Annotated in this window: 17 protein-coding genes and 3 tRNA genes; 5 read left to right on the top strand and 15 right to left on the bottom strand. The window is 61.6% G+C overall.

Annotated elements, in window-relative coordinates:
* Nucleotides 1–4: 4 nt before the first annotated feature.
* A complete protein-coding gene (locus FO013_RS11940; RefSeq protein ID WP_260848117.1) occupies nt 5–274 on the bottom strand; it encodes a DUF5808 domain-containing protein in 270 nt (89 codons plus the stop codon).
* A gap of 115 nt (nt 275–389) precedes the next feature.
* Here FO013_RS11940 and FO013_RS11935 point away from each other — a divergent pair, with 115 nt between their 5' ends.
* Both FO013_RS11935 and FO013_RS11930 read left to right on the top strand, forming a co-directional pair.
* On the top strand, nt 390–1,067 hold the full coding sequence (locus FO013_RS11935) for a TetR/AcrR family transcriptional regulator (protein WP_143922755.1): 678 nt from the start codon (nt 390–392) through the stop codon (nt 1,065–1,067).
* Nucleotides 1,064–2,311, top strand: a complete 1,248-nt coding sequence (locus FO013_RS11930; RefSeq protein WP_260848116.1) for a Cmx/CmrA family chloramphenicol efflux MFS transporter — start codon at nt 1,064–1,066, stop codon at nt 2,309–2,311. Before FO013_RS11935 ends, FO013_RS11930 begins: the two co-directional genes overlap by 4 nt.
* 196 nt (nt 2,312–2,507) lie before the next feature.
* Here FO013_RS11930 and FO013_RS11925 read toward each other — a convergent pair whose 3' ends face one another.
* Entirely contained in the window at nt 2,508–3,107 is a 600-nt protein-coding gene (locus FO013_RS11925) for a dihydrofolate reductase family protein (RefSeq protein ID WP_143922754.1), read from the bottom strand.
* Nucleotides 3,108–3,154: 47 nt separating this feature from the next.
* Nucleotides 3,155–3,685 (bottom strand): winged helix-turn-helix transcriptional regulator, encoded by a 531-nt coding sequence (locus tag FO013_RS11920; RefSeq protein WP_092105102.1) that lies wholly within the window; start codon nt 3,683–3,685, stop codon nt 3,155–3,157.
* Between the two features lie 76 nt (nt 3,686–3,761).
* Here FO013_RS11920 and FO013_RS11915 point away from each other — a divergent pair, with 76 nt between their 5' ends.
* Nucleotides 3,762–5,108 (top strand): MFS transporter, encoded by a 1,347-nt coding sequence (locus FO013_RS11915; protein WP_143922753.1) that lies wholly within the window; start codon nt 3,762–3,764, stop codon nt 5,106–5,108.
* Between the two features lie 136 nt (nt 5,109–5,244).
* Nucleotides 5,245–6,618 (top strand): NAD-dependent succinate-semialdehyde dehydrogenase, encoded by a 1,374-nt coding sequence (locus FO013_RS11910; RefSeq protein WP_143922752.1) that lies wholly within the window; start codon nt 5,245–5,247, stop codon nt 6,616–6,618.
* Between the two features lie 146 nt (nt 6,619–6,764).
* Here the strand turns inward: FO013_RS11910 and FO013_RS11905 are convergent.
* From FO013_RS11905 to FO013_RS11895, 3 genes are all read right to left on the bottom strand, one after another.
* Nucleotides 6,765–6,837: transfer RNA gene (locus FO013_RS11905), tRNA-Ala, on the bottom strand.
* A gap of 71 nt (nt 6,838–6,908) precedes the next feature.
* The gene (locus FO013_RS11900; RefSeq protein WP_143922751.1) at nt 6,909–7,490 is read right to left on the bottom strand and encodes a GNAT family N-acetyltransferase; all 582 of its coding nucleotides are present in this window, start codon (nt 7,488–7,490) and stop codon (nt 6,909–6,911) included.
* A 104-nt stretch (nt 7,491–7,594) separates the two neighbouring features.
* Nucleotides 7,595–8,044 (bottom strand): MarR family winged helix-turn-helix transcriptional regulator, encoded by a 450-nt coding sequence (locus FO013_RS11895; protein WP_143922750.1) that lies wholly within the window; start codon nt 8,042–8,044, stop codon nt 7,595–7,597.
* Nucleotides 8,045–8,206: 162 nt separating this feature from the next.
* On the opposite strand from FO013_RS11895, the gene FO013_RS11890 reads away from it, so the two are divergent.
* The gene (locus FO013_RS11890; protein WP_143922749.1) at nt 8,207–9,484 is read left to right on the top strand and encodes an MFS transporter; all 1,278 of its coding nucleotides are present in this window, start codon (nt 8,207–8,209) and stop codon (nt 9,482–9,484) included.
* A gap of 127 nt (nt 9,485–9,611) precedes the next feature.
* Here the strand turns inward: FO013_RS11890 and FO013_RS11885 are convergent, their stop codons facing one another.
* The 9 genes from FO013_RS11885 to dnaN form a co-directional block, all read right to left on the bottom strand.
* Nucleotides 9,612–11,057 carry an MDR family MFS transporter gene (locus tag FO013_RS11885; protein ID WP_143922908.1) on the bottom strand — a complete coding sequence of 482 codons (1,446 nt, stop codon included), beginning with the start codon at nt 11,055–11,057 and terminating at the stop codon, nt 9,612–9,614.
* Between the two features lie 648 nt (nt 11,058–11,705).
* Nucleotides 11,706–11,781 (bottom strand) — tRNA-Ala (locus FO013_RS11880).
* Between the two features lie 153 nt (nt 11,782–11,934).
* Nucleotides 11,935–12,008 (bottom strand) — tRNA-Ile (locus FO013_RS11875).
* Nucleotides 12,009–12,239: 231 nt separating this feature from the next.
* Nucleotides 12,240–13,067 (bottom strand): DUF3566 domain-containing protein, encoded by an 828-nt coding sequence (locus FO013_RS22860; protein WP_260848115.1) that lies wholly within the window; start codon nt 13,065–13,067, stop codon nt 12,240–12,242.
* A complete protein-coding gene (gene gyrA, locus FO013_RS11865; protein ID WP_143922748.1) occupies nt 13,064–15,622 on the bottom strand; it encodes a DNA gyrase subunit A in 2,559 nt (852 codons plus the stop codon). Before gyrA ends, FO013_RS22860 begins: the two co-directional genes overlap by 4 nt.
* A 109-nt stretch (nt 15,623–15,731) precedes the next feature.
* Nucleotides 15,732–17,729, bottom strand: a complete 1,998-nt coding sequence (gyrB, locus tag FO013_RS11860; protein ID WP_143922747.1) for a DNA topoisomerase (ATP-hydrolyzing) subunit B — start codon at nt 17,727–17,729, stop codon at nt 15,732–15,734.
* A 201-nt stretch (nt 17,730–17,930) separates the two neighbouring features.
* Entirely contained in the window at nt 17,931–18,443 is a 513-nt protein-coding gene (locus FO013_RS11855; RefSeq protein ID WP_143922746.1) for a DciA family protein, read from the bottom strand.
* The gene (gene recF, locus FO013_RS11850; RefSeq protein ID WP_143922745.1) at nt 18,440–19,564 is read right to left on the bottom strand and encodes a DNA replication/repair protein RecF; all 1,125 of its coding nucleotides are present in this window, start codon (nt 19,562–19,564) and stop codon (nt 18,440–18,442) included. Before recF ends, FO013_RS11855 begins: the two co-directional genes overlap by 4 nt.
* Nucleotides 19,565–20,704 (bottom strand): DNA polymerase III subunit beta, encoded by a 1,140-nt coding sequence (gene dnaN / locus FO013_RS11845; protein ID WP_186293075.1) that lies wholly within the window; start codon nt 20,702–20,704, stop codon nt 19,565–19,567.
* Nucleotides 20,705–21,187 lie beyond the last annotated feature (483 nt).

The raw sequence follows: 21,187 nt of genomic DNA, 5'->3' as shown, positions 1-21,187 counted from the left end.
TTCTTCAGAAGAAGACGCCCCACACCAGTACCGCGATGACGACGAGGAGTAACAGCAGCGACCACGGACTCCCGAAGTTGAGCGACCATCCGATGCCGACACGCTTCGGAATTAAGAACGAAGGGTCCCGAGGACAGAAGTAGAAGATTCCGAGCTTCCAGTTCGCATCATCATCGCGAAGCTGCTTCCTGCGTTCCTTGCTCACTGGGCTCATACGTGTTCCCTTCTTCACCGCGGACAGCTCGCTCGGGCATCCCACGCGAAATGGTGCCATCGTTCCTTGCCGTCACGCTACACCTGTTGTCAACGTCCAGCGATGTCAGAACAGCCCAGAACGCGCTCCGAAAGTTTATTGGACAGAACTGTCCAAAATACTCTAGGCTCGCACCATGGGCAGGAAGAAGACCTTCGACGAGCAGATGGTGATCAAGGCCGCCATCGCCGTCTTCAGCGAACACGGTTACACCGGCACCGACGTCGGCCTGGTCTGCGAACGTGCGAACATCGGCCGCTCAAGCTTCTACAACACTTTCGACAGCCTCGATACCCTGTTCCTGCGGGCACTGCGCGAATACACAGGTTCCGGAACCTCGCTTCGTGAGGAGCTGCGCACAGGAACAGCACCGGCTCCGACGCTCATCATGCACCGCCTCGGCGGGGAACTGGCCAAACAGTGCGAGGACGATAAGCGAATCGGATGCCTGTCGGCCAACACCGCAGCCGAACTCGGACGCGACGTCGACGCGGTGTGCACGATCCTCGATCCCGACCGCCGGGCCTGGCTGGAGACTTACAGCATCGTCCTCGAGCGCGGACAGGTCGAGGGCCACATCCGCCCCGATGTCGACACGAAAGTGCACGCGGAGCTCATTTACAGCGTCCTCGCCGGATTGAGGATCGCTGCTCGGGTCATGCCTGCTGACAACGTCCAGGCTCAGGCGAGCGCGTTCATCGAAGCACTGTGCACACCCGAAGGAATCACAGCGCTTCACAACCACACGGCACTCAACACATATGACGGCAAAGCGCCCGGACATCTCATCTCTACCGAAGGCAGCGCACAGTGACGACTTCGACTCAGGCAAGAGTCCGTGTCCCAGGTCAGGTCTACCTTCTGGCAGCAGTGATCTTCTGCCTCGGCACCAGCGAGTTCATGATCGCCGGAATCCTCGAGCCCATCAGTGCGGATCTGCAGGTCAGCATCCCACAGGCCGGCTTGCTCATCACCGGATTCGCGGTGGGGATGATCGGTGGGGCACCGGCCATGGCACTGCTGACGCTCAAGCTTCCCCGTCGGGCCACGATGATCATCTCGATCATTGCGTTCTCCGCACTGCACATCTTGGCCGCGCTGTCGCCGAGCTATTCGATCCTCATGGTCACCCGCGTCCTGGCGGCCATCGCCTGCGGAGGGTTCTGGGCAGTGGCCGCTGTCCATACGACGCGCATCGCCCCCGCCGAGGTGCATGGTCGTGCCCTGGCCAGCCTCGTCGGCGGGCTGACAGTTGCCAACCTCGTGGGCGTGCCCTTGGGCACCTGGGTGGGTACGCAGTACGGATGGCGAGCGACCTTCTGGGCCGTCGCCATCGTCACCGCACTCGCCGCGGTCCTCGTCGCGCTCACAGTTCGGAACCCGGCGCATGAAGACACCGGGTCAAGCCAGCACCTGCCCACTCTCCTCAAGGCCGAGCTCGCAGCGTTCAAGGGCCCACGAATCTGGCTGGCACTGGCAACGACCGCACTCTTCCAAGCCTCGGTCTTCGCCGCATTCTCATATTTCTCGCCGCTGCTCACCCGGGTGTCGGGAATCTCCCACGACCAGGTCCCCGGAGTCCTGGCTGCCTTCGGCATCGGTGCCTTCATCGGAGTCGTCGCGGGCGGACGCTTCGCCGATAGGAACATCTTCGGCAACATCATCGGCAGCCTCGCGGCCCTGGCACTGAGTCTCTTCGCTCTGTGGCTGGTGGCCGATACCGGCTGGGCGGCGATCGTCATGATCGTCCTCATCGGTGCCAGCGGCTTCTCGATTGCCGGGGCGCTCAATGCCCGGGTATTCCAGATCGCCACACAGGCGCCGACCCTGGCGGCCAGCGTGAATACCTCGGCGTTCAACGTCGGCAATGCCGTCGGGCCTGCCCTCGGCGCCGCAGTCATCGCATTCGGATGGGGGTTCAAGGCTCCCGTCGTCGTCGCGATCGTCCTCGCGCTGGCCTCCCTCGTCGTCGTCGCGGCTGCGATCCGAGTCGAACGGGTCTGGACCCCTCGTATCGGTGTCGCGACGCCCGAAGATTCCTCAGACGCTGTCGCCTGACGCCTCCGATTCACAGTATTCCCGGAACAGCTCCTGAATCCGATCGGTCATGAAGCGGTAGTACGCCTCCAGCGACAGACAAATTGCCGCTGTCCCGGCCACCGGCACGACAGCTGCCTATGACTCAGCTACTCGACCATTCACAGTGCACATCGCCCCGGACGGGTCTTGAGTCAGCACAGCCGACGACCGTCCGTCAGCGGTCCCCGGCCCGCTCGAACCGCAACAAGGTCATTCCGCCCGGAAACGCTCGCACCTCGGTGTTCGTCCAGATCTCCGTGTTGAAGTCGCACTCAGAGCCCCACAGCGGCACACCCGTGCCGAGGGTGACAGGACCGAGTTTGATGATGAGCTCATCGATCTCCGAACGCAGGCTCGAGGCCAGCGTTCCGCCGCCGACGAGCCAGATGTCCTTGCCCTGCTCACCCTTGAGATCGCGGACCCGTCCTACGGGATCATCGCTGATGATTTCGACAGCGGACTCCGGGTAGGCCCCGAGCGTCGAAGAGACGACGAGATGCCGCAGGTGAGGGTAGGCGTCGGGCAGTCCTGCGGCCAGGCCGAGTTCGAAGGACCGGCGTCCCTCGATGACTGTGTCGAAGTGGAGTCCCGGGCCCGCAATTCCCATCGCGTCTCTGGCTGGTCCGGGCAGGGTTTCGGGATACTCGGTGCGAATGAAGTCGATGTAGTCATCGGTGATGGGCCACCATCCGCTGGGGTCGCCGCCATCTGGGCCGGCGATGAAGCCGTCGATTGAGAGTGCGACGAAGTACTTCAGTCTGCGGTGCTGGGGCATCGTTGCTCCTCGGCGTCTCTGAATCAGTTCGGCGTTTCTGAATCAGTCTAGACCAGCGTCCCCGCGGGCTGGAGCTTCTCACGGGTGCCCTTCTGTCCTCCCTGCCCCTCGCCGCCCTTCTCGACCTTCCAGGGCTTGACCCAGGTCATCGCCTCGGACACGAGGACTTCGCCGCAGGAGCTGCAGACTTCACCCTGGGTCGTCTCCTGCCCGCAGGTGTCGTGGATCATCGGCATGTGTGCGCCGCCGGTCGGCATAGTGGTGTGCTTCTCGCCCCAGACCACGAGCTGCTGAAGGATCGGCAGCAGATCGGCCGCGGCCTCAGTGGCGGCGTAGCCCTGACGGGTGCGTGCCCCATCCTGATAGTCGACTCTCTCCAACAGACCGGCCTCGACCATCGAGTGCAGACGTCTGCTGAGGACCGCCTCGGAGATCCGCAGATTCTCGCGCAGTGTGTCGAAGCGTCCGTGTCCGTGGAGCACGTCGCGGACGATGAGCAGCACCCAGGGATCGCCGAGCACGTCGAGAGAGCGCCCGACGGGGCAGAGCGCCTCGGACCAGTCGGATCTCAACGCCATGAGCGTTACCTTTCTTCAGAGAAGTCTGGTTATACTGCCTCCAGTATAACTTCTTTCAAGAAAGTATGAGGGATCGATGTCGACCACTCCAGTGGGTCCCCCTGGCGCCAAGACGAGCAAGCGTCGCCGCATCCACCCCGCCTGGTGGGTGGCCGCAGTCGCGTTCCTCGCACTGCTCGCCGCGGCAGGTTTCCGGGCAGCCCCGGGCGCGCTCATGATCCCGCTCCACAATGACTTCGGCTGGTCGATGAGCGTCATGTCCCTGGCAGTCAGCGTCAATCTCATCCTCTACGGGCTCACGGCCCCATTCGCCGCGGCACTCATGGATCGCTTCGGAATCCGCCAGATCGTGGCGCTTGCTCTCATCCTCGTCGCAGCGGGCGCCGGGGGCAGCGTGATCATGACCGCCTCGTGGCAGCTGCTCGTCTTCTGGGGGCTGCTCATCGGGCTGGGTACTGGGTCGATGGCCATGGTCTTCGCCGCAACCATCGCCAATCGGTGGTTCATCCGCCGCCGAGGACTGGTCATGGGCATACTCACCGCCGGCTCGGCCACCGGCCAGCTGATCTTCCTGCCTCCTGTCGCCGCGATCGCGGAGTCGACGGGGTGGCGTCCGGCTTCTCTGCTCATCGCGGCAGCGGCTCTCGTGGCCGTGCCGGTCGTGTGGTTCGTCCTCCGCGACCGTCCAGAGGACCGCGGTGTCCTGCCCTATGGCGCCGATCCCGAGACCTATATGCCCGACGAGCGGCCTACAGGCGGAGCCGCCAAGCGCGCCTTCGCCGGCCTGGCCTTCGCTGCTCGACATCGATCGTTCTGGGCTCTGGCCATTGCGTTCGCCATCTGCGGGGCGACGACCAACGGTCTCATCGGCATTCACTTCATCCCGTCCGCACACGACCACGGCATGCCGACGACCACAGCGGCGGGCCTGCTTGCGGTCGTCGGGATCTTCGATATCGCCGGAACCGTGTTCTCCGGGTGGCTGACCGACAAATTCGACCCGCGCATCCTTCTGCTCACCTACTACACCTTCCGCGGCGTCGGACTCCTGCTCCTGCCCTGGCTGCTCTCGGACATCGTGCATCCGTCCATGGTGCTCTTCATCGTCATCTACGGCCTCGACTGGGTCGCGACCGTTCCGCCCACCTCGGCGCTGTGTCGTGAGGTCTTCGGCGATCGAGGCACGATCGTCTTCGGCTGGGTCTTCGCAGCGCACCAGCTCGGCGCCGCGGCTGCAGCCTTCGGCGCCGGTGTCATCCGCGATGTCTTCGGCGAATACACCTATGCCTGGTGGGGCGGGGCCGTGATGTGCGCTGTCGCTGCCGCCCTGTCATTCGCGGTCAGACGCAATCGTCAGGCACGTGAGAGGACAATCGTCCCCGCCGAGGCGGCTGCTCAGGTGACATCGTCGACCGAGGACTGAGCCACACCCGTTTCATGCGAAGACGGGTCCCCACAGTTCGACCCGATTGCCCTCTTGTCTCACGATGGAGAGGGAATTGCCGGGCCATTCCGCGTGTTGTCATACTTAGGTGAATCTATTCACGAGAGGACGTCCTATGAGCAAGTTCGCAGTGACAAACGCCAACACCGGTGAGGTTGAGGAAGAGTTCGCTTCCGTCACGAAGGAAGAGATCCCCGGTTACATCGATCGTGCCCACGAGGCTCACCTTTCGTGGAAGGAGACGCCGCTCCATGAGCGCGCGACGATCCTCCGGAAGTTCGCCGACCTCGTCGATGCCAATGCCGACGAGATGACCGACATCATCGGCCGCGAGATGGGCAAGGTCAAGAAGCAGGGCCTCGGCGAGGTGGACAAGGTTGCTCGCACGGCACGGTGGATGGCCGACAACGCCGCCACCCACCTGGCACCCACACACCTCGCAGCAGCGGGTGCGGCCAGCAGCTACGTCCGCCACCAGCCGCTGGGCGTTCTGCTGGGCATCATGCCGTGGAACTTCCCCTATAACCAGATCGCCCGCTTCGTGCTGCCCAACCTCATGGTCGGCAACGCGATCATCATGAAGCAGGCCTCGATCTGCCCGAAGTCCTCGCAGTACTTCGAAGATCTCCTCACCGAGGCGGGTCTGCCCAAGGGCGTGTACCAGAACATCTACCTCGACAGCTCCCACGCCGAGGAGGTCCTCAAGGACTTCCGCGTCAAAGGCTTCTCCCTCACGGGCTCCGAGGGAGCAGGTGCCTCCGTGGCCTCCATCGCTGCGAAGTACTACAAGCGCGCCGTCCTCGAGCTCGGCGGCAACGACCCCGCTGTCGTCCTCGATTCGAAGGACGTGCCGGCTGTGGCCAAGAAGCTCGTGGGCCTGCGTCTGGCGAACGCCGGTCAGGTCTGCACCTCGCCGAAGCGCATGATCGTCGTCGATGATCTCTATGACGAGTTCCTCGCCGAGGCCGTCAAGGCCGCCGAGGCGACGAAGGTCTCGACCTTCGACGACCCGGATGTCGGCATGGGCCCTGTCTCCTCCGAGGGTGCACTTGATGAGATCGTCGCCATGATCGACAAGGCTGTGTCCGATGGTGCCACTCTGCACACCGGTGGCAAGAAGCTCGACCGCCCTGGTTGGTTCATGTCGCCGGCAGTCATCTCCGACATCGACCCGAAGTCGGACCTCGGCTGCAATGAGCTCTTCGGTCCCGCGGTCATGATCTACCGGGCCAAGGACGAAGAGGATGCGCTGCGTCTGGCCAATGACACCGAATACGGGCTCATGAGCTCGGTGTGGACCGATGACCTCGAAAAGGGAGAGGAATTCGGCGCCAAGATCAACGCAGGAATGACTCTCATCAACGGACACATGGAATCGGGACCGGAGTACCCGTTCGGCGGCATCAACCGCTCAGGCTACGGTCGCGAGAACGCTCAGTGGGCTTTCCAGGCCTTCACGAATGAGCACCTGATCCGCGTTCACGCCTGAAACTGAGAGACCAAGGCCTGAGCTCCAGGCCTTGGTCTTCGGCTCAGACACACGGATAAGAGTACAGACAAAGATCCCGCCGACAGCGTCCATATCGCTGTCGGCGGGATCTTCTTTTACGAGTGCTGTCTCAATAGCTTCTCGAGTGGAGGTAAGGGGACTCGAACCCCTAACCCCCTGCTTGCAAAGCAGGTGCGCTACCAATTGCGCCATACCCCCGGAGTACAGGCCGATATTACCCGCTCAGACGCTGACTGCGCAATCGGACGCAAGAACGAGGGTTCTGCTGCTCACGCGGACTCCAGCCGCATCACTACGCGCCTCGCGCCTCCCACCTCGGAATCGGTGTCGGCGACCTTCGTGAATCCTTCCTTCTCGAACATCGACCGCAGACCGGGATAGGTGAAGATCGGTGCCAATTTCTCCGTGGTGTCGAGCGGGTAGCCTTCGATCACCTCGGCGCCGTTGGCCCAGGAGAAATCGATTGCTCCCCGGAGAATCTGCTGTCCGATTCCTTGCCGTCGCTTCCCTCCGCGTGTACGCAGACAGAAGATCGACCAGGGTTCGACATCATCGACTCTCGGATATTTCTTGGGATCGGCCAGTTCTGCAACCTGTGAGCGAGGTGCCACCGAAGACCACCCGACGACCTCATCCTCGAGATAGGCCAGAATCCCCGGTGATGGCGACTGGGAGCACAGATCGTAGACGGCGTCCCTCCTGTCGACAGCATCGAGCCTGGAGGACGCTCTGCCGCCGAGCCGATAGGTCAGACACCAGCAGGCGATGGCATCGGGGCCGCGTTTGGGTCCGAGCATCGTCTCCACGTCATCGAAGCGCTCTGCTGTGGCGGGAAGGATCTGAGTGTCCATGAGCCTCTCCTGATTCCGAACTGTGTCGGACACACTACTCCCGCACGCCCGACGTGACCACAGTGCCGACTCTCATCGGCCAGGATGTCCGCGCACGGAGCAGCCTAAGCCTGGGCCACCTCGGAGTGCAGAGCAGTGACCAAAGGCTCCAGCTCCGGCACTTCTACGGCATCGGCCAGCGCCGCTTCGAGAACCCGATCATGCGTCGGGCGGGCGGCGGCGAACAGTTTCCATCCGGACTCGGTGAGTTCGGTGTAGATTCCCCGACGGTCGTCATCGCAGAGGATCCTTGTCAGAAGTCCGCGATCCTCAAGACGGGTGACAAGACGCGTCGTGGCGCTGCTCGACAGGGCTGCCGCACGGGCCAGCTGCCGCATCCGCATGTGCCAGCCGTCCTGCCGGCTGAGTGCGTCCAGGACAGTATATTCGACGACCGAAAGCTGATGCTCGCGCTGCAGAGAGCGCTCCAGCTCGGCCTCGATCAATGCGTGCAGAGCAGCAAGAGTACGCCAGCCACGAGACCGGATCTCGACTGCGTCATCTCTGATGCCCATGTGTCTCTCCTTCGGATCGTCTTCATCACAGAATACACCACTTGCGCGGATAGAACGCGTGTGCAAGTATTTATACCGTTGCGTTTGCAACTACTGCATACGCCTTCTATTGCACACGCGCCGAGGTGGTCCGCCATCTTGGCGCGAAGGGAGTTACACACCATGCCACTCGCACTTCTCGCTCTCGCCATCGGCGGGTTCGGAATCGGACTCACGGAGTTCGTCATCATGGGACTGCTGCCCGAGGTGTCCGCCGACTTCGGGGTCTCCGAGACCGTCGCCGGCTATCTGATCTCGGGATATGCCCTCGCTGTCGCCGTCGGCGCCATCCTCATAACTGTGGCTCTGACCCGCGTCAACCGCAAGGTCGCACTCGTCGTGCTCATGGTTCTGTTCATCATCGGCAATGTCCTCTCCGCTCTCGCACCGAGCTACGACATGATGATGATCGGTCGAATCGTCGCCGCACTCTGCCACGGTGCCTTCTTCGGAATCGGCTCCGTCGTCGCCGCCGGCCTCGTGGCACCAAATCGCCAAGCAGCTGCGATTTCAATGATGTTCGCCGGTCTCACCAGCGCCAACGTTCTCGGCGTACCTCTGGGCACCTTCCTCGGTCAGGCCGCCGGCTGGCGATCGACATTCTGGGTGATCTCCATCATCGGGGTCATCGCGCTCGTCGGCATCGTCCTTCTCATCCCGGCGACCGCTGCACAGGCGCGCGGCACCGGCAGCATCCTCGGCGAGTTCCGCATCTTCCGGTCCGGGCAGGTATGGGCATCGATTCTCATCACGGTCCTCGGCTACGGGGGAATGTTCGGCGCCTTCAGCTATATGGCATTCACGTTGACGGGGGTCTCGGGATTTGCCAGCTCATCGGTGCCCTGGCTTCTCGTCCTCTTCGGAGTCGGACTGTTCATCGGCAACTTCCTCGGGGGACGGGCCGCAGACAAGAGCCTCGGGGCCACGCTGATCACCCTGCTCATCGGACTCGTCATCATCCTGGCTGTGTTCTCCCAGGTCGCCGGAAGCCAGATCGCGACGATCATCGCACTGGTATTCATGGGCGCTTTCGGCTTCGCCACAGTCCCGGCAATGCAGATGCGCATCATGCGTCACTCCAAAGAGGCTCAGACGCTGGGATCGGGAGCCAACATCGCGGCCTTCAACGTGGGCAACGCCTTCGGTGCCTGGATCGGCGGAATCACCATCGCCGCCGGCCTCGGCTACGCATCTCCGCTGTGGGCAGGGTCTCTGGTCACAGCCGTCGGCCTCGTCGTTCTCGTCATCGCCGGTTTCAGCCGGGGCGGAGAGCTGCGTCGCAGTTCAACCGCGGCGGATGCCGGGCAGNCGCCGGTTTCAGCCGGGGCGGAGAGCTGCGTCGCAGTTCAACCGCGGCGGATGCCGGGCAGCAATCAGCAGCCGGGGAGCCACAGACTGTGACCGCATCGAATGTGACCGCGCAGTCCGGGCAGTCCGCCTGACCCTGCCTCGGTCCGCAAAGCGATGCGGCCCAGGTGGCTGACCCCTCAGGGCCAGCCACCTGGGCCGCATCGAACCTCAGATCACATCATTCGGCTAACGTTTCCGCAGCTGAGTCGACCACCTCGGCGTGGGCCTCGTCCTGGTCTTCAGGCTTCTTGATGAAGAACGAGAGCACCACGGGCACCAGAGCGATGATTGCGGCCAGCAGGAACGCATTGTGCGCTCCTGGCGCACCCGACTCCGCAACGGAGCGTCCTGCGGCCTCGCCCGAGTGCAGGGCGGAGGAGTAGATCGAGATGAGAAGCGCGGTTCCGGCCGCTCCTGCCACCTGCTGCATGGTGTTGAGCGCAGCGGATCCATGCGAGTACAGCTTGCGCTCGAGCGACCCCAGGGAGGCGGAGAACAGGGGTGTGAACGACCCGGCCAGTCCCAACGACATCACGGTCTGGATGACGACGAGGACCCAGGTCGGAGTACCCGCGCCGACCATGGAGTACGCGAACATCGCTGCAGCGATCATGATCGATCCCGGCACCAGCAGGGTCCTGGGGCCTCGTGCGTCGTAGATGCGGCCCATGACGGGAGCAAGGACGCCCATGAGGATCGATCCCGGCAGCAGGACGAGACCGGACTGAGTGGCGTTGAGCCCGGCAACGTTCTGCAGGTACAGCGGAAGGAGGGAGAAGGTGCCGAACATAGCCAGTGCGACGACGGCCATGATGATGACCGCGATGACATAGTTCTTCGCGGAGAAGACGCGCAGGTCGAGCAGCGCCCGATCTTCCTTCTGCAGTATCAGCTGTCTCCAGGCGAACAGGGCCAGGAAGACGAGTCCGGCGGCGATCGCAGTCCAGGCGAAGCCGGTTGAAGAACTTCCTCCCGCGTCGCCATGTCCTCCGCCGAACTGGCTGAGGCCGAAGACGATTCCGCCGAAGGCGAAGACGGAGAGAACGACGGAGACGTAGTCGATCGGTGTGTGGGTGCTCTCACCCAGGTTCGTCATCCACTTCGCGCCGAGGCCGAGTGCAATGAGCGCGATCGGCAGGACGATGGCGAACAGCCAGCGCCAGCCCAGAGAGTCGAGCACGATGCCCGACATCGTCGGACCGATTGCGGGTGCGAGTGAGATGACGAGGCCGACTCGGCCCATCATGCGACCGCGCGAGTGCGCTGGGACGACATTCATCATGGTCGTCATCAGCAGGGGCATCATGATGCCCGTGCCCGCTGCCTGGACGACGCGTCCGACGAGCAGGACGGAGAATCCGGGAGCCACGAGGCAGATCAGGGTGCCCGTGGAGAACAGAATCATCGCTGCCAGGAAGATCTGGCGGGTGGTGAAGCGCTGCAAGAGGAATCCGGTCGTCGGAATGACGACGGCCATGGTGAGCATGAACGCACTGGTCAGCCACTGGCCGAGCTCCGGCGGGATCCCGAGCGAAGCGTTGAGCTCTGGGATTGCAATGGCCATCGTCGTTTCGTTGAGGATCGCGACGAAGGCGGCCACCAGGAGCAGCCAGATCACCCGCATTCCGGCAGGATCGATGGATTCAGCCTGTGCGTCATTCGCACGTGAGTGGGAGGTGTCGCTGGACAAAGGGGTGCTCCGATCAAAGGTTCTGTCATCGCCCGGACTGGGCGGGAAACTGCTCACAGCCGCCAACTGTGCGTGCAGACAAAGGGGTCAACGAGGATACACTCCAGCTTATTCCGTCGGCTCCGAATTGTCGGTGGGGAAAACCTCAATCTGACAGTATCGTGATACAACTCTCTTGTGGTCCTTGTTGTCTGTCAGCAGAACGACAGAGGCGACCGGACCCTCCATATCTAAGACCGTGAGATCGACGCATACCTGGGATGCGATTGACGGGCTGGGGCTGGATTTTCGGCCGGACGTGGAACTCACTGCCAAGGTACTCAAGCGCCTGTTTCCCGAGGTCGAACTCGGCAACGATCCAGTTCACGCTGCTATGGGCAAACGGACGGATCGAACTCGGCAGGGCCGGCATCCGAACAGAATGGAAATGGCTTCCGGCTCCATTCTGATCATTGTCCCTTTGATCACTGACCCTCGTCTGCCTACATAGGGGTGAGAGCAATACGGAAGGTAAAGGTTCCGTCGTCGCCGCAGAGATACAACGAAGGCTCCGAACCACAATGGTTCGAAGCCTTCGTTCGATGGTGGAGGTAAGGGGACTCGAACCCCTAACCCCCTGCTTGCAAAGCAGGTGCGCTACCAATTGCGCCATACCCCCCCATAAGGGATTCACCTTCACACCGAATCGGTGTGTTCGGACCATTCGGCTTGGGCACTTTGATTCTTGTGCCGCCACCCGAAGAATGCACCGAGCCCCACCAGAGTGAGACTGCTGAGAATCCATTTCTTCATGATCCTCCTCGAAAGGATGTGGGCCTACCTGGACTTGAACCAGGGACCTCTTCGTTATCAGCGAAGCGCTCTAACCGCCTGAGCTATAGGCCCTTTTCAGGGGGTGAACCCGAAGTAAAACGATACCCAACGGCTCATTCCAACACAAATCGGCTGACAGTGACTCGCCTCACATGACCTCATCATACTCTGAGATCTGTCCAGAACCGCCTGACAGCGGCTCGGAATTTCCGAGTTGGGATTCCGAGCCGGCGTCGGCTTCTGGAGTCAGGGAGGGGCAGATGAGAGCCTAAGCGGGGTACTGCAACTCTCAGTCGTCGGTTCTCAGTCGTCGGTCAGCGTCAGATGGAATCCACCCGCGATGAGGGATCCGATGTTGTAGATGAACGCAGCCAAAGTCGACAGGGCAGTCATCAGCACGATGTTGATGACTGCGATGATGAAGCCGGCTGCCACGACTCGGCCGAACCCGAAGATCCCGACGATCTTCTCAGCTGATTCCGCGCCCGCAACTTCGGATATCGTCGTTTCCAGACCGCTCATGACGCCGGTGGCCTGAAGGACGATCCAGAGCACGACGAAAGCCACGATGGTGGCGATGCCGATGGCCACGGACATGAGGAACGACATCTTCATGACCGACCATGGGTCGACCGCCGACACGGTGAGGCGAACCGTACGCGGACCCTTCTTCTTCTTATTGCCCTTGCCGCTGTCGACCATGTTCTTGACGCCCATTTTCACGCTGCCGGAGCTGGCGCGAATGGTGTTGGCCGCTGATCCCATCGCCGAGGTGGCAGGACCACTTCCGGACGAGGCCTTCTGTGACCCGGTTGCCTGGCTCGACGGCGCGGAGCCGCCTGCGGCAGTTCCAGACGAAGGCTGTCCAGCCGCAGCCGAACCTCCTGAGGACTGCCCGGCAGAAGGAGCCCGGTTGGGCTTCGGCGAGGCTTTGGGGGCAGGAGGAGCCACCACCCGGGTCTTATCGGATGACTTGCCCGAATTCCCGGAGCTGCCCGAACCTGCCGAGTTTCCGGGGCTGGCCGAAGGGTCAGCCTTCTTCCCGTTCTTCGACGAATCTGCCGTCAAGCGGGTGGAACCACTGGACGTGCGTATGATCTTGCCTGAGCCTGGCTGTTTGTTGTCGCTCACTCTTCCACATCCTCGCTGCCGGTCTGAGGCTCTACGTCCTCACCCTCCGGTTCCTCAGCTTCTTCGTCAAGTTCTTCGACCACGGTCTCGGGTCCACGCGTTACTGCGATAATACGATCATTCTTGCCCGGTTTCGCGAACACCACACCCATCGTGTTGCGTCCCTTAGCCGGAACTTCATCGATATTCGACCGAACGATCTTACCGCGCTCCATGACGACGAGGACTTCTTCTCCCTCATCGACGATCAGTCCACCCACCAAGTCTCCGCGCTGCTCGGTGATCTTGGCAACCCGAATTCCCAGGCCGCCGCGGCCCTGCAGACGGTATTCGTCGACCGGAGTCCGCTTCGCATAGCCGCCCTCTGTCACGACGAAGACGAAGGTGTCGGGCTGGATGACATCCATGGTCAGCAGCTCGTCATCACCCTTGAACTTCATTCCTGTCACACCACCGGTGACCCGTCCCAGTGGGCGAATCGAGTCGTCGTCGGCTGCGAACCGGATCGACATTCCCTTGCGGGAGATCATCAGGAGATGGTCCTCGGAGCTGACGATCCGTGCCGAGACCAGCTCATCCGGCTGACCCTTGTACTCACGGAGGTTGATCGCGATGACGCCGCCCGTGCGGTTCGAGTCGTACTCACTCAGACGGGTCTTCTTCACGACACCGGACATCGTGGCCAGGATGAGGAAGTCAGCCTCTTCGTAATCTCGGATGGAGAGCACCTTGGCGATCGTCTCACCCGGCTGCAGAGCAAGCAGGTTCGCCACGTGCTGGCCCTTGGCATCCCGTGATCCTTCTGGGAGCTCGTAGGCCTTGGCCCGGTACACGCGACCGGTGTTTGTGAAGAAGAGCAGCCAGTTGTGTGTGGATGTGACGAAGAACTGCTCGACGACATCGTCGCCGCGCAGGTTTGCACCCTTGATGCCCTTTCCACCCCGGTGCTGTGCCCGGTACAGGTGGTTCTGGGTGCGCTTGGCATATCCGCCGCGGGTGATGGTGACGACGACCTCTTCCTCAGGAATCAGGTCTTCCATCGACACATCTCCGTCGAATCCGGCCAGGATCTTGGTTCGGCGGTCGTCACCGTAGCGATCGACGATCTCATCGAGTTCTTCCGAGACGATCTCACGCTGGCGGGCGGGAGTCGCGAGGATGTATTTGAACTCAGCGATCTGCTGTTCGATCTTCTCGGCCTCTTCCTGAATCTTCAGACGTTCCAGGGCGGCGAGGCGGCGCAGCTGCAGATCGAGAATGGCGTTGGCCTGAATCTCATCGACTTCGAGGAGCTCCATCAGACCTGTGCGAGCTTCGTCTGATGAAGGTGAACGACGGATCAGAGCAATGACCTCGTCGAGGGCATCGAGTGCCTTGAGGTAGCCGCGCAGGATATGCGCGCGCTCCTCGGCCTTGCGCAGACGGAATTCGGTGCGCCGGACGATGACTTCGATCTGGTGCTTGACCCACAGGCGCAAGAACGAGTCCAGGCTGAGGGTGCGCGGTACGCTGTCGACAATCGCCAGCATGTTCGCAGAGAAGTTCTCCTGCAGCGAGGTGTGCTTGTAGAGGTTATTGAGTACGACCTTCGCCACCGCATCGCGCTTGAGCACGATGACCAGACGCTGTCCGGTGCGTCCCGATGACTCGTCACGGAGGTCTGCGATGCCGGCGACCTTGCCGTCCTTGACGTAGGAGGCGATCTTCGCTGCCAAGGTGTCGGGGTTGACCATATGCGGCAGCTCCGTGACGACCAAGCAGGTGCGTCCCTGGATCTCCTCAACCTCGACGACGGCGCGCTGCGTGATCGAACCGCGGCCGGTGCGATACATGTCCTCGATGCCCTTGCGGCCCAGGATCGTCGCGGCCATCGGGAAGTCGGGGCCCTTGACGATGCCGAGCAGCGCCTCCAGCGCCTCTTCCTTGCTGACTTCGGGGTGGGCGAGAAGCCACTGAGCTCCGGCAGCGACCTCACGAAGATTGTGCGGCGGAATGTTCGTGGCCATACCCACGGCGATACCAGAGGACCCGTTGACCAGCAGGTTCGGGAACCGCGAGGGCAGAACCGTCGGCTCTTGGTTCCTACCGTCGTAGTTGTCCTGGAAATCGACAGTGCCCTCTTCGATGTCCCTGACCATCTCAAGAGCCAGAGGAGCCATCTTGCACTCGGTGTAACGAGGAGCGGCAGCACCGTCATCTCCTGGTGACCCGAAGTTGCCCTGTCCGGCGACGAGCGGATAGCGCATCGTCCACGGCTGCACGAGGCGGACCATCGCATCGTAGATCGCAGAGTCGCCGTGCGGGTGGTACTGGCCCATGACGTCGCCGACGACGCGTGAGCACTTCGAGAAGTTGCGGTCCGGGCGGTAGCCGCCGTCGAACATCGCGTACAGCACGCGCCGGTGGACGGGCTTGAGTCCATCGCGGACATCCGGCAAGGCACGGCCGACGATCACGCTCATCGCGTAATCGAGGTACGACCTCTGCATCTCCAGATTGAGATCAACCTGTTCGACACGGTTGATTTCGGTTCCGATATCGTTTTCGTCAGCCAATGTGGGCTCTTCCCTTGTGTCTTAACCCGCGCAGCACGGCGGTGAGTGAATTCGTGAGAGTCTTTGTGACCGTCGGCTCCCGGCAATGGCCGAGAACCGACGGTGAGGATCAGATATCGAGGAAGCGAACGTCTTTCGCGTTCTCTTGGATGAAGCGTCGACGCGAATCCACGTCATCGCCCATGAGCACCGTGAAGATCTCATCGGCCACAATCGCATCGTCGAGCGACACCTGCTTGAGCAACCGGTGGTCAGGATCCATCGTGGTCTCCCACAGCTCCTCATAGTTCATCTCGCCCAGACCCTTGTAGCGCTGAATCGCCATGTCCTTGGGCAGACGCTTACCGGAGGCTCGTCCGGTTTCGAGCAGACCATCGCGCTCATTGTCGGTGTAGGCGAACTGGTGTGGGGCGTTCGACCACTTGAGCCGATACAGCGGAGGAGTCGCCAGGTAGACGTAGCCGTGTTCGACCAACGGCTTCATGTAACGGAAGATCAAGGTCAGCAGCAACGTCGTAATGTGCTGGCCGTCGACATCCGCGTCGGCCATGAGCACGATCTTGTGGTAACGCAGCTTGTCAAGATCGAACTCTTCGCCGATGCCGGTGCCGAAGGCCGTGATCATGGCCTGGACCTCATTGTTGCCCAGCGCCCGGTCGAGTCGAGCCTTCTCCACATTGAGGATCTTGCCGCGCAGCGGCAGAATCGCCTGGGTATTCGGGTTGCGCCCCTGTGTTGCGGAGCCGCCTGCGGAGTCACCCTCGACGATGAAGACTTCGGAGATCGTCGGGTCTTTGGACTGGCAGTCCTTGAGCTTGCCGGGCATGCCCGAGGATTCGAGCAGTCCCTTGCGCCTCGTGGCTTCACGGGCCTTGCGTGCAGCCAATCTCGCCTGGGATGCCTGGAGGCCCTTGCGTACAACGTCTTTGGCCTGAGCCGGGTTGGATTCCATCCAGTGGCCGAGTTCATCGCGGACAACGCGCTGGACGAAGCCCTTGACCTCGGAGTTGCCCAATTTCGTCTTCGTCTGGCCTTCGAACTGCGGATCGCCGAGCTTGACCGAGATGACAGCTGTCAGCCCCTCACGGATGTCGTCACCGGTGAGGTTCGCGTCTTTCTCCCGCAGGAGTTTCTGCTCCCGAGCGTAATTGTTGATCAGCGAGGTCAGTGCCGTGCGGAAGCCCTCTTCGTGCGTGCCGCCCTCATGAGTGTTGATGACGTTGGCGTAGGTGTGAACCGATTCGCTGTAGGAGGTCGTCCACTGCATCGCGATTTCGAGAGAGAGCGTCTCGCCGGGCTCCTCGGACTCGAAGACGATGACATCCGGGTGGATGAGATCGGCCTTCTTCGTCGCGTTCAGGTACTGCACGTAGTCGAGCAGACCGTGCTCGTAGTGATACGTCGCCTCACGCGGTTTGGCGTCTGTGTCTTCGTCCTCGTCGATCTGAACGTTGTCGTCGTCGATCTGAACGTGCCGTTCATCGGTCAGGCTGATCTTCAGGCCCTTGTTGAGGAACGCCATCTGCTGGAAGCGGGCGCGCAGATACTCATACGAGAAATCGGTGGTCTCGAAGATCGTCGAGTCCGGCCAGAAGGTCACCATCGTGCCGGTCTCGGAAGTCTCCTCGCCGCGGCGAAGCTCCCCGGTGGGAACACCCTTCTCAAAGTCCATGTTCCACACGTAGCCGTCGCGTCGGACCTCGACCTCCAGGCGCTCGGACAGCGCATTGACCACTGTCGAACCCACGCCGTGCAGACCGCCGGCCACAGCATAGCCGCCTCCGCCGAACTTGCCGCCGGCGTGCAGAACGGTCAGGATCACCTCAACGGTGGGCTTACCCTCTGTGGGGTGCATCGCCACCGGCATTCCACGCCCGTCATCGACGACTCTCACACCGCCGTCGGCGAGGATCGTCACCTCGATGTGATCACAGTACCCGGCCATCGCCTCATCGACGGAGTTGTCGACGATTTCCTGAACCAGGTGGTGGAGACCGCGTTCCGAAGTCGAACCGATATACATGCCAGGTCGTTTGCGAACTGCTTCGAGACCCTCAAGTACCGTAATATCCCCGGCATCGTAATGGGGTAGATCCTCGGTCGTCATATGACTCCTAGTGCGGGTGGGCGCTAACAGCTTCCTATTCTACCGCGCCACACCCTGAAATGCCCGTAAGCGGCCCATTAAGGTGCATATGCGGATTTTTGAAGCCCCAGATGTACCCCCGGGCACGAACGGGACCGGCTATCGCCGTTTAAGGCCCTCTATGGTTTCTCATCTCTTCCACCGTGCAGACTCAGAAACTCCTCAGCCGAAGGTGTCCCGTGGCCCCCGACCGGACACACTGCGCCGACCCTTCTTGAAACTGCGTCCTCGTGGCCCGCGGATCTCAATCTCCGTGATCGTCTGCGAGCCGAGACCAGCCTCCAATGCTCTGAGGATCGTGGGCTTGAGCACCCGCAGCTGAGTCGCCCATGTCGTCGAGTCGGCGGCGATGATCAGCAGCGGAGGAGAGAAGTCGACGGGTTTGCAGTGCATTGCGACCTGCTGTCCCACCAGATCGGGCCACCGGCCCAGCACCTTGCCGATGTCGATGGAAGATGACCAACCTCGGGAGGAGATCAGCTTTCCCAGCGCCGATGAGATCGCCGCAGGGTCACGTTTGTCCTTGCCCGGCGAGGAGTAGATGGCTTCGCCTCGCAGTCGTGACCGACGACGGCTGCGGACGAACTTCGCCTCGGTCGCTTCCATCCGACGCACCCGATCAAGAGCTTCAAGTGCCGCGACCGGAGTTGAGGTGTCCTTCTCGATCCCGCTCATGGGAGCAGACGCTCCTGACCGATCCTTCGGCCCTCAAGACCTGTTGGCAGATCTCCGTCGACGGCTGCAGTGATGAATACCTGCTCAGCTTCAGTGATCCGAGAGGCAAGTCGGTTCCGACGCCCAGTGTCGAGTTCGGCGAAGACATCGTCGAGGACAAGGACCGGCTGCTCGGCGGCCGACCCGGCATCGGAACTCAGCAGATCCCATCCGGCCAACTGCATGGCAAGAGCCAGCGACCATGTTTCGCCGTGTGAGGCGTAGCCCTTCGCCGGATGTTCGCCGATGGTCAGAGCCAGATCGTCACGACCGGGACCGTGCAGGGTCAGACCCCGTTCGATCTCCGTGGTGCGTCTGCGCTCGAGGGCGGCCAGCAGCAGCTCCCGGCATTCGGCAGCGGACTCGGCCTGAGAATAGTCGATGCGTGATTCGTAGCGAGCCTTGATTCCCTGGCGTTCCAGTCGAGCATCGGCAGCGATATAGGCGAAGTTCTTCTGCAACGGCTCGACGATATCGGCGAGGATCCTCTGCCTGCCGTACACGAGCTCAGAGGCGGAGTCCGCATAGGCCATGTTCCAGATGTCCAAAGTAGCCTCGAGGCCGGGGTCGCGATCCTCGCGCAGACGTTTGAGCAGCGCGTTGCGCTGTTTGAGAGCACGTTCGAAATCTGTGATCACCGAGGAATAGCGAGGATTGCGGGACACAACCAGTGTATCGATCCATGAACGTCGTTCTGCTGGTTCGCCCCGGACAAGGCTGAGATCCTCTGGTGCGAAGACGACACAGGAGACGAGTCCGAGTATCTCCTTCATCTTCACCGGGGAGCGGTTGACCCGTGCCCGGTTCGCGCCCTTGGACTGAATCGAGACTTCGACCGTGGCATGTCGCTGATCGCGGTTGACGAGAGCGGACACGGTTGCCGTCTGGGCGGATTCATTGACCAGCGGCGCATCAAAGGCAACTCGATGAGAGCGCAGATGAGCAAGATACCCGATGGCTTCGACGATATTGGTCTTGCCGGTCCCGTTGTCGGCCACGAATGTGGTCACCCCGGGTTCGAACTCGAGGTCGAGTTCGGGATAGGACCGGTAGTTACGCAGCGAAAGTCGGGATATCCACATTCAGATACGCGTTGGCATGAGCAAGTACCGATACGATTCGTCGGCCGACGATTCCAGATCCTTCTGACCCGAGATGATGACGGGCTTCATCGGCTGGGTGAACGAGAAGTTCACATATGGGCTCTCGATGGCAGCGAGACCTTCGGCGATGTAATGAGGGTTGAAGCCCACGGTGATCGGGTCACCTTGGAGCACTGCCTCGACGGCTTCCGACGCTTGGGCATCGTCGCCGGTTCCGGCGTGGAGTGTGAGCATTCCGTCGCTGACCTCGAAGCGCAGCGGAGTGTTCCGTTCGGCGACGAGGGAGACACGACGGACAGCCTCACGCAGAACGCCGGTTTCGACGATTGCGTGGATCGGCACGGAATCAGGGAACAGCGAACGAACCTTGGGGTACTCGCCTTCGACGAGGAGTGAGGTTGTGACTCGGCCCGCCGAGGTGAAGGAGATGAGATCCTTGCCTGCATCGTTGCTCAGACCGATCGTGACATCACCGCCGAGTGACTTCGAGACATCGGAGAGAGTGCGTCCGCGCAGCAGTGCGACAGCGGAGACGTCAGGGCGTCCGGGATTCCAGGTGAACTCCCGGACAGCGAGTCGATAGCGGTCGGTGGCCAGAAGCGTGACCTTTTCGCCCTCGATCTCGACCCGAACGCTGGTCAGGATCGGCAGAGTGTCGTCTTTCGAAGTTGCGATCGTGACCTGTGAGACGGCGTTCTGGAATTCGCCGGCGGCCACGGTTCCTGAGGCGTCGGGGACCTGTGGCAACGATGGGTATTCGCCTACAGGCATCGTCATCAGTGAGAACCGAGACGAGCTGCAGGTGACGTCGACCTTCGAATCGATCTGCTCGAGGGTGACTTCCTGGTTCGGGAGGGCCTTGGAGATGTCGGCAAGGAGTCGGCCGGAGACGAGGACGGTGCCGGGGGTGACGACCTCGGCTGAGATCTCGACTCGGGATGAGACTTCGTAGTCAAAGACGGAGAGACGAACGGTCCCACCAGCCTCGGCGGTGATGAGAATGCCGGTGAGCACTGGTGCGGAAGGACGACTGGGGAGGGTCTTGGTAGCCCAAGTCACCGCATCGGCAAGGACATCGCGGTTGACTTTGAACTTCAGGGGAGATGCTTCGGCGTTCACTTTACTCCTTCGGGGCGACCACCCGACGTCTTCAAGACACTGGCTTGACGTTGCTCGGAAAACTCTACACAGCCTAGCGGAAATCTCAGCCTCGGGGCATCGGGCTGACAACAACATGATCAGCCGCAGGCTCTGCTCAGACTAGGACCTGCAGGATCTCGCATTCGAGAATCGACCGTGACCATGTGTTCGAATATTTGGCTGCGGTCAAAGTCTGTATCGAGCTCTTCCTCGAGAGCTTCCCGACCGAGCCGATGCAGTCGGTGGCGGTCACCCTCTTACAACTTCAATTCATGGAGTAGAAGTATTAGCACCTGTGGAGATTGTGGACAACCAACTGTTACGCCCTAGTAATCAAGGGCTGAGCGACCTCCGAGGGTGTGGATCCCCTGTGTACGCTCACGCATGCTTCGGTGGGCGCCTGGGTAAGCACATCCATGTAGTTCACATCCGTCCACTCACTTCGTGAAGTTATCCACCATT

The sequence above is a fragment of the Brevibacterium aurantiacum genome (genome assembly GCF_007558825.1).
Taxonomy (GTDB): Bacteria; Actinomycetota; Actinomycetes; order Actinomycetales; family Brevibacteriaceae; genus Brevibacterium; species Brevibacterium aurantiacum_A.
Note: the sequence above shows the minus strand (reverse complement) of the source record. Positions and strands in the feature narration are given on the sequence as shown.

Coding starts and splice junctions, on each gene's coding strand:
- FO013_RS11920 (WP_092105102.1), bottom strand. CDS start 3,685: ATGGCGTTGAGATCCGACTGGTCCGAGGCGCTCTGCCCCGTCGGGCGC.
- FO013_RS11935 (WP_143922755.1), top strand. CDS start 390: ATGGGCAGGAAGAAGACCTTCGACGAGCAGATGGTGATCAAGGCCGCC.
- recF (WP_143922745.1), bottom strand. CDS start 19,564: ATGTGGATATCCCGACTTTCGCTGCGTAACTACCGGTCCTATCCCGAA.
- FO013_RS11855 (WP_143922746.1), bottom strand. CDS start 18,443: ATGAGCGGGATCGAGAAGGACACCTCAACTCCGGTCGCGGCACTTGAA.
- FO013_RS11900 (WP_143922751.1), bottom strand. CDS start 7,490: ATGGACACTCAGATCCTTCCCGCCACAGCAGAGCGCTTCGATGACGTG.
- FO013_RS11940 (WP_260848117.1), bottom strand. CDS start 274: ATGGCACCATTTCGCGTGGGATGCCCGAGCGAGCTGTCCGCGGTGAAG.
- FO013_RS11910 (WP_143922752.1), top strand. CDS start 5,245: ATGAGCAAGTTCGCAGTGACAAACGCCAACACCGGTGAGGTTGAGGAA.
- FO013_RS11885 (WP_143922908.1), bottom strand. CDS start 11,057: ATGCGGGTGATCTGGCTGCTCCTGGTGGCCGCCTTCGTCGCGATCCTC.
- FO013_RS11915 (WP_143922753.1), top strand. CDS start 3,762: ATGTCGACCACTCCAGTGGGTCCCCCTGGCGCCAAGACGAGCAAGCGT.
- FO013_RS11925 (WP_143922754.1), bottom strand. CDS start 3,107: ATGCCCCAGCACCGCAGACTGAAGTACTTCGTCGCACTCTCAATCGAC.
- gyrB (WP_143922747.1), bottom strand. CDS start 17,729: ATGACGACCGAGGATCTACCCCATTACGATGCCGGGGATATTACGGTA.
- FO013_RS11895 (WP_143922750.1), bottom strand. CDS start 8,044: ATGGGCATCAGAGATGACGCAGTCGAGATCCGGTCTCGTGGCTGGCGT.